This is a genomic window from Burkholderia sp. HAN2018, assembly GCF_024704855.1.
In the GTDB taxonomy this organism is placed as follows: Bacteria; Pseudomonadota; Gammaproteobacteria; order Burkholderiales; family Burkholderiaceae; genus Burkholderia; species Burkholderia cepacia.
The window spans coordinates 1-15,352 of sequence record NZ_QOBB01000082.1; the positions used below are offsets into that span (position 1 = coordinate 1).

The 15,352-nt window shown below is 65.5% G+C and carries 13 protein-coding genes, 2 rRNA genes and 1 riboswitch; of the genes, 8 read left to right on the forward strand and 7 right to left on the reverse strand.

Features of this window, described 5'->3' with window-relative positions; all coding sequences use genetic code 11:
* The 3 genes from DPV74_RS20690 to DPV74_RS20700 form a co-directional block, all read left to right on the forward strand.
* Positions 1-92, forward strand: a 23S ribosomal RNA gene (locus DPV74_RS20690); the annotation flags it as partial.
* A 156-nt stretch (positions 93-248) separates the two neighbouring features.
* Positions 249-361: ribosomal RNA gene (gene rrf, locus DPV74_RS20695) — 5S ribosomal RNA — on the forward strand.
* A gap of 550 nt (positions 362-911) precedes the next feature.
* Complete coding sequence (locus DPV74_RS20700; RefSeq protein WP_027790520.1) at positions 912-2,336, forward strand: MFS transporter; 1,425 nt, start codon at positions 912-914, stop codon at positions 2,334-2,336.
* A gap of 226 nt (positions 2,337-2,562) precedes the next feature.
* Here DPV74_RS20700 and DPV74_RS20705 read toward each other — a convergent pair whose 3' ends face one another.
* The 3 genes from DPV74_RS20705 to DPV74_RS20715 all read right to left on the reverse strand — a co-directional run bounded on the left by DPV74_RS20705 (position 2,563) and on the right by DPV74_RS20715 (position 5,926).
* Complete coding sequence (locus tag DPV74_RS20705) at positions 2,563-3,306, reverse strand: 2OG-Fe(II) oxygenase (protein WP_119337865.1); 744 nt, start codon at positions 3,304-3,306, stop codon at positions 2,563-2,565.
* 289 nt (positions 3,307-3,595) lie between these two features.
* Entirely contained in the window at positions 3,596-5,188 is a 1,593-nt protein-coding gene (locus tag DPV74_RS20710; protein ID WP_060206547.1) for an inorganic phosphate transporter, read from the reverse strand.
* 195 nt (positions 5,189-5,383) lie between these two features.
* Complete coding sequence (locus DPV74_RS20715; RefSeq protein ID WP_119337866.1) at positions 5,384-5,926, reverse strand: histidine phosphatase family protein; 543 nt, start codon at positions 5,924-5,926, stop codon at positions 5,384-5,386.
* A gap of 45 nt (positions 5,927-5,971) precedes the next feature.
* A riboswitch (cobalamin riboswitch) is annotated at positions 5,972-6,114 on the forward strand.
* A 32-nt stretch (positions 6,115-6,146) separates the two neighbouring features.
* On the opposite strand from DPV74_RS20715, the gene DPV74_RS20720 reads away from it, so the two are divergent.
* Both DPV74_RS20720 and DPV74_RS20725 read left to right on the forward strand, forming a co-directional pair.
* Positions 6,147-6,356 (forward strand): CbtB-domain containing protein, encoded by a 210-nt coding sequence (locus tag DPV74_RS20720; RefSeq protein ID WP_006488502.1) that lies wholly within the window; start codon positions 6,147-6,149, stop codon positions 6,354-6,356.
* A 13-nt stretch (positions 6,357-6,369) separates the two neighbouring features.
* Positions 6,370-7,092, forward strand: coding sequence for a CbtA family protein (locus DPV74_RS20725; protein WP_119337867.1), 723 nt, complete (start codon positions 6,370-6,372; stop codon positions 7,090-7,092).
* A gap of 22 nt (positions 7,093-7,114) precedes the next feature.
* On the opposite strand, the gene DPV74_RS20730 is transcribed toward DPV74_RS20725, so the two are convergent.
* Positions 7,115-8,023: a LysR family transcriptional regulator gene (locus DPV74_RS20730; RefSeq protein WP_059697053.1), complete on the reverse strand. Its 909-nt coding sequence runs from the start codon at positions 8,021-8,023 to the stop codon at positions 7,115-7,117.
* Between the two features lie 125 nt (positions 8,024-8,148).
* Here DPV74_RS20730 and metE point away from each other — a divergent pair, with 125 nt between their 5' ends.
* Positions 8,149-10,443, forward strand: a complete 2,295-nt coding sequence (metE, locus tag DPV74_RS20735; RefSeq protein WP_060083296.1) for a 5-methyltetrahydropteroyltriglutamate--homocysteine S-methyltransferase — start codon at positions 8,149-8,151, stop codon at positions 10,441-10,443.
* 98 nt (positions 10,444-10,541) lie between these two features.
* Here the strand turns inward: metE and DPV74_RS20740 are convergent, their stop codons facing one another.
* Entirely contained in the window at positions 10,542-11,867 is a 1,326-nt protein-coding gene (locus DPV74_RS20740) for an MFS transporter (protein ID WP_119337868.1), read from the reverse strand.
* Between the two features lie 55 nt (positions 11,868-11,922).
* On the reverse strand, positions 11,923-12,879 hold the full coding sequence (gene speB / locus DPV74_RS20745; protein WP_119337869.1) for an agmatinase: 957 nt from the start codon (positions 12,877-12,879) through the stop codon (positions 11,923-11,925).
* Positions 12,880-13,018: 139 nt separating this feature from the next.
* Here speB and DPV74_RS20750 point away from each other — a divergent pair, with 139 nt between their 5' ends.
* On the forward strand, positions 13,019-13,930 hold the full coding sequence (locus DPV74_RS20750) for a LysR family transcriptional regulator (protein WP_027790528.1): 912 nt from the start codon (positions 13,019-13,021) through the stop codon (positions 13,928-13,930).
* Between the two features lie 126 nt (positions 13,931-14,056).
* On the opposite strand, the gene DPV74_RS20755 is transcribed toward DPV74_RS20750, so the two are convergent.
* Positions 14,057-14,521 (reverse strand): Lrp/AsnC family transcriptional regulator, encoded by a 465-nt coding sequence (locus DPV74_RS20755; protein ID WP_027790529.1) that lies wholly within the window; start codon positions 14,519-14,521, stop codon positions 14,057-14,059.
* Between the two features lie 134 nt (positions 14,522-14,655).
* Between DPV74_RS20755 and DPV74_RS20760 the strand changes: the two genes are divergently transcribed.
* Positions 14,656-15,282 (forward strand): LysE family translocator, encoded by a 627-nt coding sequence (locus DPV74_RS20760; RefSeq protein ID WP_027790530.1) that lies wholly within the window; start codon positions 14,656-14,658, stop codon positions 15,280-15,282.
* Positions 15,283-15,352: the final 70 nt, after the last annotated feature.

Below are 15,352 nucleotides of genomic sequence, written 5' to 3' on the forward strand. Positions count from 1 at the left end.
GTCGTTCGAGACCAGGACGTTGATAGGTCAGGTGTGTAAGCGCAGTAATGCGTTCAGCTAACTGATACTAATTGCCCGTAAGGCTTGATCCTATAACAAGTCTGCCTTGTAGATCGGCGCCGTGCGACAGCACCGGCCGCAGGATCCAGAGCGACAAGTTGGATTCTCGTGTGTGATACACACAACCTAAATTACTGCTTCTTCCAAGATTGGTTCTGTTGGCCAAGCCAGCAGAACAACCCTCTTTGCCTGATGACCATAGCGAGTCGGTCCCACCCCTTCCCATCCCGAACAGGACCGTGAAACGACTCTACGCCGATGATAGTGCGGATTCCCGTGTGAAAGTAGGTAATCGTCAGGCTCCCTAAGCCAGAAACCCCCGCCCGAAAGGCGGGGGTTTTTGCATTTCGGCGACGGAAATGCACGGCACAGGCCAAGCAATACTGCGACCGGAGCCGAGACGGCCGACGGTCGTGGATCAGGATCTGCCATCCCCGAGCAATCCGCCGCCAAGCATCGTTGATATCCTCGGTACGTTCTCTGCGGACCACGCCGATCCACCTTCAGTCAGCGTCCGGTCGATGTCGATACATCCCGTGGCGATGTTTTGATGATCGATGATGCGCGACGTTCGTCGAAGATGGTCGATAAATGTCGCCTTCTGGCAAAATTCCCTGCTTCATCTGCCGGTCTTTCGACGAACCCTGTCGGCCTGATCGGCGTGCATCCTTCTACGAACGCACCACGAAATCGTCATAAAAATCTATGCGCATAAAGTCCGTTCGCACGGCATGCGCTGCAGAGCGGGGAGCAGGCCCTTCGGGGTAATATCGCCATTCGTCCCGATTCCCAGTGCTTTCAGGCGTCCGCTGGCGGTCGGTATCCTCCGTATTCCGTCTCTCGCACAGTTCATGACTGACAGCCCTGCCCAAGGTAGTCGGACGACCGACTTCTTGCCGTATCTCGTCGCCGCAACGTTCTTCATGGAGTACCTCGACACGACCGTGATCGCGACCGCATTGCCGCAAATGGCGCGTTCGTTCGGTGTCGGTCCGAACGCGCTGAGCCTCGGGATGACCGCCTATATGCTCGCGTTGGCGGTGTTCATCCCGATCAGCGGCTGGATCGCGGACCGCTATGGATCGCGTACGGTATTCGCGAGTGCGATCGTCGTCTTTACCGGTGCGTCGGTGCTGTGCGGGCTGTCCGAAGGTGTCGTGACGTTCACGGCTGCACGGCTGCTGCAGGGCGTCGGCGGGGCGATGATGGTGCCGGTCGGACGGATGATCGTCGTGCGCAGCACCGAGAAGGCGAAGCTGATGCGAGCGATCGCGACGATCACGTGGCCGGGTATCGTCGCGCCGGTCGTCGGGCCGCCGATCGGCGGCTTCATCACGACCTATGCGTCGTGGCGCTGGATCTTCCTGCTGAACGTCCCGTTCGGTATTGCCGCGCTCGTCTGTACGTGGCTAATCGTCCGGAACACGCGGGCTGATGAGCAACGGCCGCTCGACTGGGCTGGATTCGTGCTGGCCGGTGGTGCATTGACCTGTCTGTTGATCGGTACCGAAGCGGCCGGCCAGCAGGACGTCGACTTCACGCGCGCGGGCGTCCTGGTGGGGGCGAGCGTGCTGTTCGGCGTGGCCGCGTGGTGGCATGCGCGACGCTGCGCGCATCCGCTGCTCGACTTCACCACGCTGAAGGTGCCGACCTTCTCGGTGACGGTGATCTCCGGCTCGATCACGCGGATGGCGATCAACGCCGTGCCATACCTGCTGCCGCTGTTGTTCCAGATCGGCTTCGGGTTGTCGCCGTTCCAGTCCGGCCTGTTGCTGCTCGCGAGTGCGCTCGGTAATCTGGGGATGAAGGCGGGAACGTCGTGGATTCTCGACCGATATGGTTTCCGGCGCGTTGCGCTCGTCGACGTGACAATTGTCGGCATCTTCACGATTGCGTGCGGCTGGCTGACCGCGTCGACGCCGCTGGCAATCACGCTGCTCGTCGTATTCGTCTATGGACTCACGCGGTCGATGCAGTTCACGACGCTCGCGACACTCGCCTATGCGGATATCCCGGCTCATCAGACGAGTGCAGCCAGCACGCTGTGGAGTGCCGCACAGCAGATGACGATCGGGATGGGGATCGCGTTCGGTGCATTGTCGCTGCGGCTCGCGGCGTTGGTGCGCGGCGATGCCGCCGGCATGCATTACGTGCTCGACGATTTCCGCTGGGCATTCGTCGCGGCCGGCGTGCTCGCGCTGCTGACGTTGCCGGGTTATGCGCGGCTGGCCTCCGATGCAGGCGACCGGCTGCGGGCGAGTGTGGCGCGAGGGTAGGTCGAACGACGCATCCAATTTGCACCGTGACAGGTGAGCGCGACTGCTTTTCGTCGCTCACCCGAAACGTCGATCCGTTGTGGTTGCGATGGCCTGACGGTCAGCGCAGTCGGCCCTTTGCTGCTGCGGGCGTGCGGGCAGTAGCGTAGCGCGGTGCTCCCAGCGCGAACCGGAAATCATCCCCGTGACGAACGTCGGGACGACACCACGCTCGTCCTCGCTGCCGTCACTGCGCGTCATGAAAGATGATGCCGACCGTGTGGCGGTGGCCACTGCGAATCCGGCTCACGCCGTGGCGCAGGTTGACGCGATAGACGCCGCGCGTCCCCTGCACGGGTCTGCCATGCACGACGAAGATCACCGCGTCGCCTTGCATCAGCGGCACCACTTCCGCCCGTGATTGCATGCGTGGCCGCTGTTCCGTCAACACGAATTCCCCGCCCGTGAAATCGCGGCCCGGCGCCGACAGCAGGATCGCGACCTGCAGCGGAAACACGTGCTCGCCATAAAGATCCTGATGGAGACAGTTGTAGTCGTCGGGACCGTATTGCAGGATCAGCGGCGTCGGTCGCGTCTGCCCTGCCGCCCGGCAGCGATCGAGGAATGTCGTGTGGTCGTTCGGATAGCGGACGTCGATTCCGAGTGCCTGGTTCCAGCGATTCGCGATGGGTGCGAGATGCGGGTAGATCGTCGTGCGAAGCTCGGCAATGACCGCGGGCAGCGGGTACGCGAAATACTTGTATTCGCCGCGGCCGAATCCGTGCCGCGCCATCACGACGCGTGAACGATAAAGCGCATCTCGCGGATAGAGCGACGCGAGCGCATCGCATTCGTTCGTCGAAATCAGGCCTGGCACACGCGCGCATCCATAGCGATCGAGCTCGGCGCCGACAGTCGGCCAGTCGATGGCGTCGACGCGTTGTGCGATGTCCGTCGATTCGACGGCAGATTGCAGATCGGCGATGTTCACGGGCGTCCCTTGGTTCGTCAGCGATGTGGCGCCGAGTCGAGCGGAATGCCCGGAAGCATTGCGTGCACGGTTGGAGCCACGAAGAAAGTCGATGAACCCAGTCTAGCGACGTTCGTTTGCCGATGCGCTCCAGATCTTGCGCTTCAATCCGGAAGCAAGAGGGAATGGCACGGGACGCGCACGGACACATCGAAGGCGGCGACGTATCAGTGCTAAGAAGCGAAGAAGCGAGCGGCGAATCTTCCACGACAGGCGGCCGGCTCACACCGGCCACCCGTCGCAACGTGAATCAAGCCATCGACCGGAACAACCAGTAGAGCCCGCCGGCAAGCACGATCGACGCCGGCAGCGTCAGCACCCACGCGAGCACGAGGCTGCGCACCGTGCTCCACTGCAGCCCGGAGCCGTTCGCCGCCATCGTCCCCGCGACACCCGACGACAGCACGTGTGTCGTCGACACGGGCAATCCGTACACGTCGGCGGCGCCGATCGTCAGCATCGCGACGAGTTCGGCCGATGCGCCTTGTCCGTACGTCAGATGCTGCTTGCCGATTTTCTCGCCGACGGTCACGACGATCCGCTTCCAGCCGACCATCGTGCCGAGGCCCAGCGCGATCGCGACGGCAACCTTCACCCACGTCGGAATGAATTTGGTCGCGTGGTCGAGCTGCTTGTGATAGTTGTCGATCGCCAGCTTGTCGTCGGCCGCGAACGCGGGCTGACCCGACTTCTCGATCAGGCGGATTGCTTCGGATACCAGATACATCGTGTTGCGCACGTTGTCGACGTCGCGCTGCGGCACGGCTGCCATCGAGCCCGACGTGCCGACCGCGGTCGCGAGCGACGTTGACAGTTGCTGCACGGCCGGCAGCACGGCGGGCGTCAGTTCGCGATGCTGCACGTAGCGCTCGACGTCGGCACGCGGGTTCGCGGACGGCGCGACGCCGTTCGTGTACTTCCCGAACGTCGCGGCCGCCTGGTTCGCGACCGCCACGAAGGTCTGCGTCTCGGCCGGCGTGACGGCCTTGTTCAGCGCATAGGCGGTCGGCACCGTGCCGATCAGGATCAGCATGATGAGCCCCATCCCTTTCTGCCCGTCGTTCGACCCGTGCGCAAACGACACGCCCGTGCAGGTCAGGATCAGCAGGCAGCGAATCCAGAACGGCGGCGGCTGGTCTTTCGGCGGCTCCTTGTACAACTCCGGAACCCGCACGAGCGTCTTCAGCACGAGCAGCAGCAGCGCTGCGCACAGAAAGCCGACGATCGGCGAGAACAGCAGCGACTTGCCGACACCGAGCGCCTGGCCCCAGTCGACGCCGCTCGTGCCGGACGGCCCGTGCATCAGCTGGTTCATCAGCCCCACACCGATGATCGAACCGATCAGCGTATGCGAACTCGACGACGGCAACCCGAAATACCAGGTCGCGAGGTTCCACATGATGGCGGCGATCAGCAGCGCGAACACCATCGCGAAGCCCGCGCCGCTGCCGACCTGCAGGATCAGCTCGACCGGCAGCAACTGCAGGATGCCGAACGCAACGGCACCGCTCGAGACCATCACGCCGAGGAAGTTCCACATGCCGGACCAGATCACCGCGACGTTCGGCGTCAGCGAGTGCGTATAGATCACGGTGGCGACCGCGTTCGCGGTGTCGTGGAAGCCGTTGACGAATTCGAAGCCGAGCGCGATCAGCAGCGCGGCGCCGAGCAGCAGGTACGGGAACAGCTTGCCTTCGCGGATCGGCGACAGATCGTCGATCAGGTGCGTGGCGATATAGAGCGCGCCGAGCGCCAGCACCAGCAGGAAGACGGCATAGCCGACCTGTCTGGTGCGTTCGACGGAGCCCGGGTTGTTCGGTGCGGACGAAGCAGGTTGATTCATGACGCCATCTCGTGAGGGAACCGCGTCCGATCCTATCTGCGGCCAGCAGTCAGTTTGATGACAGTCGGGACCACGAACGGCGTGTCTTGCCGACGTGTAAGGCGATTGAAGGCGTGTGTGCGCAACGTGACGTGCCAGCCCGCATCGTCGTCCACATAGTGAGCGCAATGGCGTTCTACGCGTTGCCGTCCGCGCTCAACGTCCATCCGTTCCAAGCGTCGTGCAGGACAGCGGCGCGACGTCGATGCGGGCGGCTGCCTTCGAATCCATCCGCCGCACATGGGCGATGGCCGCGCGGACGATCGGCGCATGCGTGATTGCGACGATGTCGCGATCTTGCCGCAGCCCGTTCAACCACGTGCCGACGCGGTGCATGGCGGCTTCGAACGATTCACCGCCGTGCGACGACGCCGACGGGTCTGCGATCCACGCATCCAGTTCGTCCGGCAAGTCGCGTGCGAGGTCGCGCAGGCGCTGGCCTCGCCAGTTGCCGTAATCGATGTCGCGCAGTGCGTCGTCGATGTCGACATGAAGTCCGAGCGCATCGGCGGTCTGCCGCGCGCAGCATGCGGGGCTGCACAGCAGGAGCGCGCCGGCGGTACCTGCCCATCGGCCGCGTAGCGCAGCGGCTTCGGCGAGCCCGCGTGTATCGAGCGGATCGTCGTCGGGAAACGCGCCGGTGCGCATCGCCCGGGTCGATGCGTGTGCGATCAGGCGCAGCGAGGTAGGCATGTTCATGTCGGTTTTCGGATGATCCGGGACGGACGCACGTGTCCGCCTGGCACCGCTTCAATACGCGAACATTCGCGCGTACAATTCGCCCGATACGAAGCGCGGAAGCCGGTGCAAGCCCGGCGCGGTCGCGCCACTGTAACCGGTGATCGATGATCCCGGAAGCCAGACCTGCCTTCGTACCCATCCAACATTTGTCGGGGCGCGATTCCCCTGAGGTGCATCCATGAGCGAAGCAGTGCTGAAGCCGGCGGTCGTGCCGGCGCCCATCCCCGTCCGTGAACTGTTGCCGTGGGCCGTGTTCGTCGGCCTGATCCTGTTGCTCGCGCTTTATTTCGTCGGCGCGGAACAAGGTGCGACGTCGCTCGTGCCGGGCATGTACGTCCACGAATTCGTCCACGACGGCCGCCACCTGCTCGGCTTCCCCTGCCACTGACGCGGAGTTCACGATGGTCGGAAAGCTGCTCATGCGCGGGATGCTCGCAGGCATCGCCGCAGGCCTCCTCACGTTCGGTTTCGCGAAGGTCGTCGGCGAACCGCAAGTCGATCAGGCAATCTCCTTTGAAGAAAAAACCGACGCCGCCAAGGGCGACGCACCGGAGCCGGAGCTGGTCAGCCGCCACACGCAGGCCGGCCTCGGCTTGCTGACGGGCGTCGTGACCTATGGCGCGGCATTCGGCGGGCTGTTCTCGCTGATCTTCGCGTATGCCTACGGGCGAGGCAGCCGCCTCCCGGCCCGTCCGCTGGCCGCGTGGCTCGCGCTGGCGGCGTTCATCGCGCTCGTGATCGTGCCGAACCTCAAGTACCCGGCCAATCCGCCGTCGGTCGGCGACCCCGACACGATCGGCTATCGCACGGGCCTGTTCTTCCTGATGATCGCGATCTCCGTCGCGACGATGGTGTTCTCGGTCAGCGTGCGCCGCCATCTGCTGGCGAAGCTCGGCCAGTGGAACGCGTCGATCGTCGCCGGGCTTGTGTTCGTCGCGATCATCGCGGCCGTGCAGATCGGGTTGCCGTCTGTCAGCGAGTTGCCGGCCGATTTCCCGGCGGCCTTGCTGTGGAAGTTCCGCGTGGCGGCCATCGGCATGCAGGTGATCATGTGGACGACGATCGGCCTGCTGTTCGGCGCATGGGTCGAGCGCGGCGAGCGCATCGGCATGCGCGCCGCCTGACGCGCACGGCAACGGGGCACGCCTAGCGCAGCATGCGTGGCGCGCTCCCCGTCGATTCGCGCGCCAGCGCGACGAACGCGGCCAGATAGTCGATCGATGCGTCCGCTTCGCGGATGCCGAGGAAGATCTGCTTCGCGATCCCCTTCTTGCCGAGCTTGACCGGCACGACCGGCATCCGGTCGGCGTATTCGTCGGCAAGCCATCTCGGCAGCGCGGCCACGCCGCGCTCGCTCGCCACCATCTGCAGCATGATGTCGGTCGTCTCGATCGACTTGTGCCGCCTCGGCACGATGCCGGCCGGCGTCAGGAACTGGTTGTAGATGTCGAGCCGGTCGGTTTCGACCGGGTAGGTGATCAGGATCTCGTCGGTCAGCTGTTCGGGCGTCACGTAATCGGCGTTCGCGAACCGGTGCGAATCGGCGACCACCAGCACCTGCTCGTAGTCGAACACGGGGTCGAAGCGCAGGCCCGGCTTGTTCAGCGGATCGGGCGTCACGAGCACGTCGATGTCATGGCCGAACAGGGCGCCGATGCCGCCGAACTGGAAGCGCTGCTTCACGTCCACGTCGACGTCGGGCCAGCGCGACAGGTACGGCGACACGACCTTCAGCAGCCACTGGTAGCACGGGTGGCACTCCATCCCGATGCGCAGCGTGCCGCGCTCGCCCTTCGCGTACTGCTTCATCCGCTCCTCGGCGAGCTCGAACTGCGGCAGCAGCCGGTTCGCCAGCTTCAGCAGATACTGCCCGCCCTGGGTGAGCCGCAGGCCGCGGCCCTCCCGATCCCAGATCGGCGTGCCGAGCTGCTGCTCGATTTTCCGGACGGTGTGGCTGAGTGCCGATTGCGTGAGGTGCAGCGCGTGGGCGGCTGCGGTCAGTGAGCCCTGGCGCTCGACTTCACGGATCACGACGAGATGGAATCGTTCCAGCATGGATATCGCTCGTGCAACGGATACATGAACAGATTTAATGGATGAATGAAATAATGCCATTTTATTTCATGGGATGAAATCCCTATGATGGCTGCCGGATCTTCACTTCTTCTGGACGGCAGCTCATGGTCACGACACACAACCTCGGTTTCCCGCGCATCGGTGCGAAGCGCGAACTCAAGTTCGGTCTCGAACGCTACTGGAAGGGCGAATCGTCGCGCGACGAGCTGAAGGCGCTCGGCGCCGAGCTGCGCAAGCGTCACTGGAACGACCAGCGCGACCTGGACCTGGCCCCGATCGGCGACTTCGCGTTCTACGATCAGGTGCTCGACATGAGCTTCACGCTCGGCAACCTGCCGAAGCGCGTGCAGGGTTTCCACGGCGATGTGCTCGACAACTATTTCCGTGTCGCGCGCGGCCGTTCGGCGCAGTCGGCGGACGAGCATGCGGCGTGCTGCGGTGGGGTCTCCGCCGGTGAAATGACGAAGTGGTTCGATACGAACTACCACTACATCGTGCCGGAATTCCACGCGGACACGAACTTCTCGCTCGACCCGTCGCGCCTGCTCCAGCAACTGGCGGAAGCGCAGGCGCAGGGCGTGGCCGCGAAGCCGGTCATCCTCGGCCCCGTCACGTACCTGTGGCTCGGCAAGGCGAAGGACGATTCCGACCGCCTCGCGCTGCTGCCGAAGCTGCTGCCCGTGTACGGCGCGCTGCTCGACACGCTGACCGCGCAGGGCGTCGAATGGGTGCAGATCGACGAACCGATTCTCGTCACCGAACTCGACGCCGAGTGGCGTCAGGCATTGCGCACCGCCTATGCGGCGCTGGAAACGCGCCGCATCAAGCTGCTGCTCGCCACCTACTTCGGCCAGCTTCAGGACAACCTGGCGCTCGCGAGTTCGCTGCCGGTCGACGGCCTGCATGTCGATGCGATCAACGCACGCGACGAAGTCGACGCGCTGGTGCGTGAACTGCCGGCCGGGCGCGTGCTGTCGGTTGGCGCGATCAACGGGCGCAACATCTGGAAGACGGACCTGAACGCGACGCTCGACTGGCTCGAACCGCTCGCGAAGCAACTGGGCGATCGCCTGTGGCTCGCCCCGTCGTGCTCGCTGCTGCACGTGCCGGTCGATCTCGCGAGCGAGGAGAAGCTCGATGCGGAAATCCGCTCGTGGCTCGCGTTTGCGCTGCAGAAGCTCGACGAGCTGAAGGTGCTCGCGACCGCGCTGAACGAAGGCCGCGACAAGGTGGCCGATGCACTGGCCGCGAACGCCGCCGCGATCCATTCGCGCCGCCACTCGCCGCGCGTGCACAACCCGGCGGTGAAGGCCGCGATCGCCGGCATCGACGCGCAGCTCGGCAACCGCGTGAGCCCCTACACGCAGCGTGCGTCGAAGCAGTCGGCACGCCTGAAGCTGCCGGCGTTTCCGACGACGACGATCGGCTCGTTCCCGCAGACCGGCGAAATCCGTCACGCGCGCAGCCAGTTCAAGGCCGGTGCGCTGGACGATGCGGGCTACCGGGCCGCGATGCAGGCTGAAATCGAACGCAGCGTGCGCGAGCAGGAAGCACTGGAACTCGACGTGCTGGTGCACGGCGAAGCCGAGCGCAACGACATGGTCGAATACTTCGGCGAGCAGCTCGACGGCTACGCATTCAGCCAGTTCGGCTGGGTGCAGTCGTACGGTTCGCGCTGCGTGAAGCCGCCGATCCTGTTCGGCGACATCAGCCGCCCGAAGGCGATGACGGTCGAATGGATCACGTATGCGCAGTCGCTGACGAACAAGCCGATGAAGGGCATGCTGACCGGCCCCGTGACGATCCTGAACTGGTCGTTCGTGCGCGACGACCAGCCGCGCTCGGTGTCGTGCTACCAGCTCGCGCTGGCGATCCGCGAAGAAGTGCTCGATCTCGAGAAGGCCGGCGTGCGCGTGATCCAGATCGACGAGGCTGCACTGCGCGAAGGGCTGCCGCTGCGCCGCGCGCAATGGGGCGCGTACCTGAAGTGGGCGGTCGAGTCGTTCCGCATCACCGCGAACGGCGTGCAGGACGACACGCAGATCCATACGCACATGTGCTATTCGGAGTTCAACGACATCATCGCGTCGATCGCCGACATGGATGCGGACGTGATCACGATCGAGACCTCGCGCTCGGACATGGAGCTGCTCGACGCGTTCGACGACTTCAAGTATCCGAACGAGATCGGGCCGGGCGTGTACGACATTCACTCGCCGAACATCCCGACGCAGGAACATATCGTCGGCCTGATGAGGAAGGCGGCGGAACGGATTCCGGCGGAGCGTCTGTGGGTCAATCCGGACTGCGGGCTGAAGACGCGCCAGTGGGCGGAAGTGATTCCGGCGCTGACAAACATGGTCGCTGCCGCGAAGACGCTGCGCAGCCAGGTGCAATAACGCAGCGAGCGCTGCACGCCGCCGTTGCGATCGAAAGATCGGACGGCAAAAAAACGGCCCGCGGAAGCGGGCCGTTTTGCGTCATGCGAGCACTTGCGTTATGCCGTGCGTGCGCCGCGCGGCAGCGGCTCGTTCGTCTTGCCGGGCGCGACGGCATCGTCGATGCTGACGCGGCGCGAGATCAGCCACACGCACAGCGACGACAGGAGCGCGGCGCTCGTGTACTGGAGCGCGAGCGGCCACCATTGCGGCGCGGTGTTCTGCGCGATGATGGTCGCGACGAGCGGCGTGAGGCCGCCGGCGAGCGCGCCGCACACCTGGTACGCGATCGAGATCGCCGTGTAGCGGATGCGTGCGACGAAGATGCCGCTGACGAAGCCCGCGACCACCGAGTAGTAGCCCGATTCCGCGAGCGTCGCGAGGCCGACGCCGACCGTGATCGACAGCGGCGTGCCCATGTGCACGAGCGGCAGCATCACGAACGGGACGATCGCGGCCCATGCGCCGGTGATCAGCAGCACGCGCGTGGTGCCGAAGCGCTGCGCGAGGAACGCGGCCGCGAGTTGCACGACGAACTGCAGCACCGCGACGATCGTCATGCAATGCAGCACCATCGACCGGTCGAGCGACAGGAACTGCGTCGCGTAGCTGATCATGAAGATGTTGCTGAAATACACGCCGGCGATGCCGTACACGTTCGCGCCGATCGCGAGCAGCAGCAGCGGCCAGTACTTGAGCGCTTCACGCAGCGGTTTTTGCGCGATGTTGCCGCTCTTCCTGACTTCCTCGAACTCGGGCGATTCGGACACGCTCGCGCGAATCACGAAGCCGACGATCAGCAGCACGGAACTCGCGAGGAACGGCACGCGCCAGCCCCAGCTCATCATGTCTTCCTTCGACAGCGTGCTGATCGCGCCGAACGCGAGCATCGACAGGATCAGGCCGCTCGCGCTGCCGAGCTGCGCGAACGACGCGAAGAACGTGCGTTTGCCTTCCGGCGCATGCTCGCCGGCGAGCAGCACCGCGCCGCCCCATTCGCCGCCGACCGCGATGCCTTGCAGCACCCGCATCAGCACGAGCAGGACCGGTGCAATCACACCGGCTTGCGCGTGGGTCGGCAGCAGGCCGATCGCGACCGTCGACACCGCCATCAGCATCAGCGTCGCGAGCAGCGAGCGCTTGCGGCCGAAGCGGTCGCCGAGATAGCCGAACATCACGCCGCCGAGCGGCCGTGCGAAGAAGCCCACCGCGAACGAGCCGAACGATGCGAGCAGGCTGATGAAGCGGTTTTCGCCGGGAAAGAACAGCGGCCCGAACACGATGGCGGCGGCGGTCGCGTAGCTATAGAAGTCGTACCACTCGATCGTGGTGCCGACGAACGACGCGAGCGCCGCCCGTTTGGGTTGCTTGACGGAAGTCCCCATCTTGATAAGTGCTCCTCTGGAATCCTTTGATTTTGGAATAGGGGGGGGGCGGGAATCAGTCGCGATACGCGACGCCCGGCAGCACGCACAGCAGCTCGTAGGCGAGGTTCGCGCCGAGCAGCGCCGTGGTGCCGAACGGGTCGTACGGCGGCGCGACTTCGACGAGATCGCAACCGACGATGTTCAGCCCCTTCGCGCCGCGGATGATCTCGAGCGCCTGCGGCACCGTAAGGCCCGCGATTTCCGGCGTGCCGGTGCCCGGCGCGTAGGCCGGGTCGATGCCGTCGATGTCGAAGCTGATGTAGACGGGCGTATCGCCGACGCGCGCGCGCACTTCTTCCATCAGCGGCGCGAGCGACTTGTTCCAGCATTCCTCGGCCTGGACGACGCGGAAGCCCTGCTCGCGGCACCAGTCGAAATCCTCGGCGGCGTAGCCGGTGCCGCGCAGGCCGATCTGCGTGACCTTGTCGCCGTGCAGCAGGCCTTCCTCGACCGCGCGGCGGAACGGCGTGCCGTGCGCGATCTTTTCGCCCATCATCGTGTCGTTCACGTCGGCGTGTGCATCGACGTGGATCAATGCAACCTTGCCGTGCTTGCGGTGGATCGCGCGCAGGATCGGCAGCGCGATCGTGTGGTCGCCGCCCAGCGTGATCGGCTTGCAGTCATGCTCGAGGATCGCGTCGTACGCGGCTTCGATGCGCGCGATGGAATCGTGCAGGTTGTACGGATTGATCGCGACGTCGCCGATGTCGGCGATCTGCAGCGAATCGAACGGCGCGGCGCGCGTGGCCATGTTGTACGGGCGCAGCAGCACGGATTCGGTGCGGATCTGGCGCGGGCCGAAGCGTGCGCCGGTGCGGTTGGAGGTGCCGAGGTCGAACGGCACGCCGACGAAGCAGGCGTCGAGGCCATCGGCGCTCGCCACGTGCGGCAGGCGCATCATCGTCGCGATGCCGCCGCAGCGCGGCATTTCATTGCCGCCGAGCGGCTGGAAATGGGTGTGGTCGTTCATGGGCTGTCTCTTCCGATGTGGGGTTGCCGTATCATGCGACGCGGCCTGGCGCACAGTTTTACGCGCTCCGCCGGGAAAGAAGAATGCGAAGATATCGACGTAAACATCGATCTTCATCGATGTATGGAAGGGGATGAACGTGCTGGGGAATCTGTCGACCCTCGATCTGCGGTTGATCCGCGTGTTTCTCGCGGTCACGGATGCGGGCGGCGTGTCGGCCGCGCAGGCCGTGCTGAACGTCGGGCAGTCGACGATCAGCGCGCAGCTTTCGTCGCTGGAGACGCGGCTCGGCTACCGGCTCTGCGAGCGCGGCCGCAGCGGTTTCCGGCTCACGCCGAAGGGCGAGCGGTTCCACGCGATGAGCCGCAAGCTGCTCGCGGCGCTCGACGAATTCGGGATGGCCGCGCGGCACATGGACCGCCAGCTGGTCGGCACGCTGCACATCGGCCTGATCGGCCATACGCCGGTGAGCCAGAACGCGCGGATCGCCGAGGCGATCGCCGCGTTCCGCACGCGCGACGAGGCCGTGCGCTTCTCGATTTCCGTGCGCGCGCCGGGCGATCTCGAGGAGAAGCTGCTGAGCGACGAGATCCAGATCGCGGTCGGCTACTTCTGGCACCGGGTGCCGTCGCTGCACTACACGCCGCTGTTCATCGAGCGCCAGGTCGCGTACTGCGGGCGTGGCCATCCGCTGTTCGACGGCGCGGGCGCGCTGACGCCGGCCGACGTCGCGGGTTTCGAATGGGCGTGGCGCTCGTATCCGCTGCCCGAAGCGCAGATGTCGACGACGCCCGACCGCGTGACCGCGACGGCGGACAACATGGAGGCCGTCGCGCTGCTGATCCTGTCCGGCCACCACCTCGGCTACCTGCCGCAGCATTTCGCGGCGCCCTACGTCGCGCAGGGGCTGCTCGCGCCGCTCAATCCGGAGCAACTGCGCTACGACGTCACGTTCCACATGGTCGTCGCCCGCAACGGGCGCGGCAATCCGCTCGTGGAAGCGTTTCTCGAGGATCTGGAACGCGCGCACCAGCCGACCGACATCGCGTAGCCGGCCGGCATCGACAATGTGAACGAGTGTTGCGGCGGCGCGATCCGGCGCGGCCCACATCGACGGGTGTCGAAGTGACGAAACGGGTGTCGGGTCCGGCTTGCGTGAACCGTGCACGCGCCGGCATCACGGCACCGGCAGCCCCGCGTCGTGCTTGACCTCGCGCAGCGACAGCGCCGATTCGATCGACGTCACGCCCGGCAGCATCCGCAGCGATTCGCGCAGGAACGTGCCGTAATCGTCGAGATCGCGCGCCACGACCTGCAGCAGATAATCGGCGGTGCCCGCCACGTTGTGGCACGCCAGGATCCGCTCGATGCCGAGCACTTCCCGCTCGAAGCGGTCGGCGGTCTTGCGGTCGTGCGTCGCGAATCGCACGAGCACGAACGCAACGACGCCGTAGCCGAGCGCCTGACGCGACAGCTGCGCGCGGTATCGCTCGATGTAGCCGTCGTTTTCGAGGCGCTTCAGGCGGCGCGCGCAAGGGGTCTCGGAGAGGCCCACGGTGTCGGCGAGGCGGGCGATCGGCAGGCGGCCGTCGCGCTGCACCGCGGCAAGGATGGCGCGGTCGGTTTTGTCGAGTTCGGTCATGATGGCGGATTCCTGATGCGGATTCGACGATTGTGGCGGATTCCCCTACGGATCGCCAATCCTGAGCCAAATATGGCCAATAATCCCTCGCGCTCCAGCGGCAACATATCGCCGTAAGAGGAGAGGGGCAGACCATGATTTCCACGCATTTGCTGTTGATTTATCTCGCCGCGCTGGCGGCCATCTACGCGGTGCCGGGGCCGGACATGGCGCTCGTGCTGCAGACCAGCATCGGCCGCGGCGTGCGGCCGGGAATGGCCGCTGCCGCGGGCCTGTCGCTCGCGCGCACCGCGCACGTGACGCTGTCCGCCTGCGGTGTCGCGGCGCTGATCCGCAGCGCGCCGTGGCTGTACGAAGTGATCCGCTACGGCGGCGCGCTGTATCTCGCGTATGTCGCGATTCAGGTGTTCCGTTCGCCCGTGTTCGCGCTCGGCGACGGCGACGCGGCGGCCACGGCGGGCGAGTTGCGGCAGTCGTTCGTGAAGGGCCTGCTCACCAACCTGCTGAACCCGAAGGCGCTGTTGTTCTGCTCGGTGCTGCTGCCGCAGTTCGTGCGCCCCGAGGCCGGGCCGGTGGTGTTGCAGATGTTCGAACTGGGCGCACTGCTGGTGGCGGCCGGCGTGTGCTTCGACCTCGCGTGCGTGTTCGGCGCGTCGCGGATCGCCGCGTGGATGCGTGCGCATCCGCTCGCGCAGACGGTGCAGCGCTGGACGTTTTCCGCGGCGCTGATCGGCTTTGCGCTGCGCCTGTCGATGGACTGAGTGGCGCCGCGGCGTCGCGCCGGCGCAGGTCGCGCGGCGCGTCGCCGCATCCGATGAGGGCCGCGCGCAA

Coding starts and splice junctions, on each gene's coding strand:
- DPV74_RS20755 (WP_027790529.1), bottom strand. CDS start 14,521: ATGACCGAACTCGACAAAACCGACCGCGCCATCCTTGCCGCGGTGCAG.
- DPV74_RS20700 (WP_027790520.1), top strand. CDS start 912: ATGACTGACAGCCCTGCCCAAGGTAGTCGGACGACCGACTTCTTGCCG.
- DPV74_RS20720 (WP_006488502.1), top strand. CDS start 6,147: ATGAGCGAAGCAGTGCTGAAGCCGGCGGTCGTGCCGGCGCCCATCCCC.
- speB (WP_119337869.1), bottom strand. CDS start 12,879: ATGAACGACCACACCCATTTCCAGCCGCTCGGCGGCAATGAAATGCCG.
- metE (WP_060083296.1), top strand. CDS start 8,149: ATGGTCACGACACACAACCTCGGTTTCCCGCGCATCGGTGCGAAGCGC.
- DPV74_RS20760 (WP_027790530.1), top strand. CDS start 14,656: ATGATTTCCACGCATTTGCTGTTGATTTATCTCGCCGCGCTGGCGGCC.
- DPV74_RS20715 (WP_119337866.1), bottom strand. CDS start 5,926: ATGAACATGCCTACCTCGCTGCGCCTGATCGCACACGCATCGACCCGG.
- DPV74_RS20740 (WP_119337868.1), bottom strand. CDS start 11,867: ATGGGGACTTCCGTCAAGCAACCCAAACGGGCGGCGCTCGCGTCGTTC.
- DPV74_RS20710 (WP_060206547.1), bottom strand. CDS start 5,188: ATGAATCAACCTGCTTCGTCCGCACCGAACAACCCGGGCTCCGTCGAA.
- DPV74_RS20725 (WP_119337867.1), top strand. CDS start 6,370: ATGGTCGGAAAGCTGCTCATGCGCGGGATGCTCGCAGGCATCGCCGCA.
- DPV74_RS20730 (WP_059697053.1), bottom strand. CDS start 8,023: ATGCTGGAACGATTCCATCTCGTCGTGATCCGTGAAGTCGAGCGCCAG.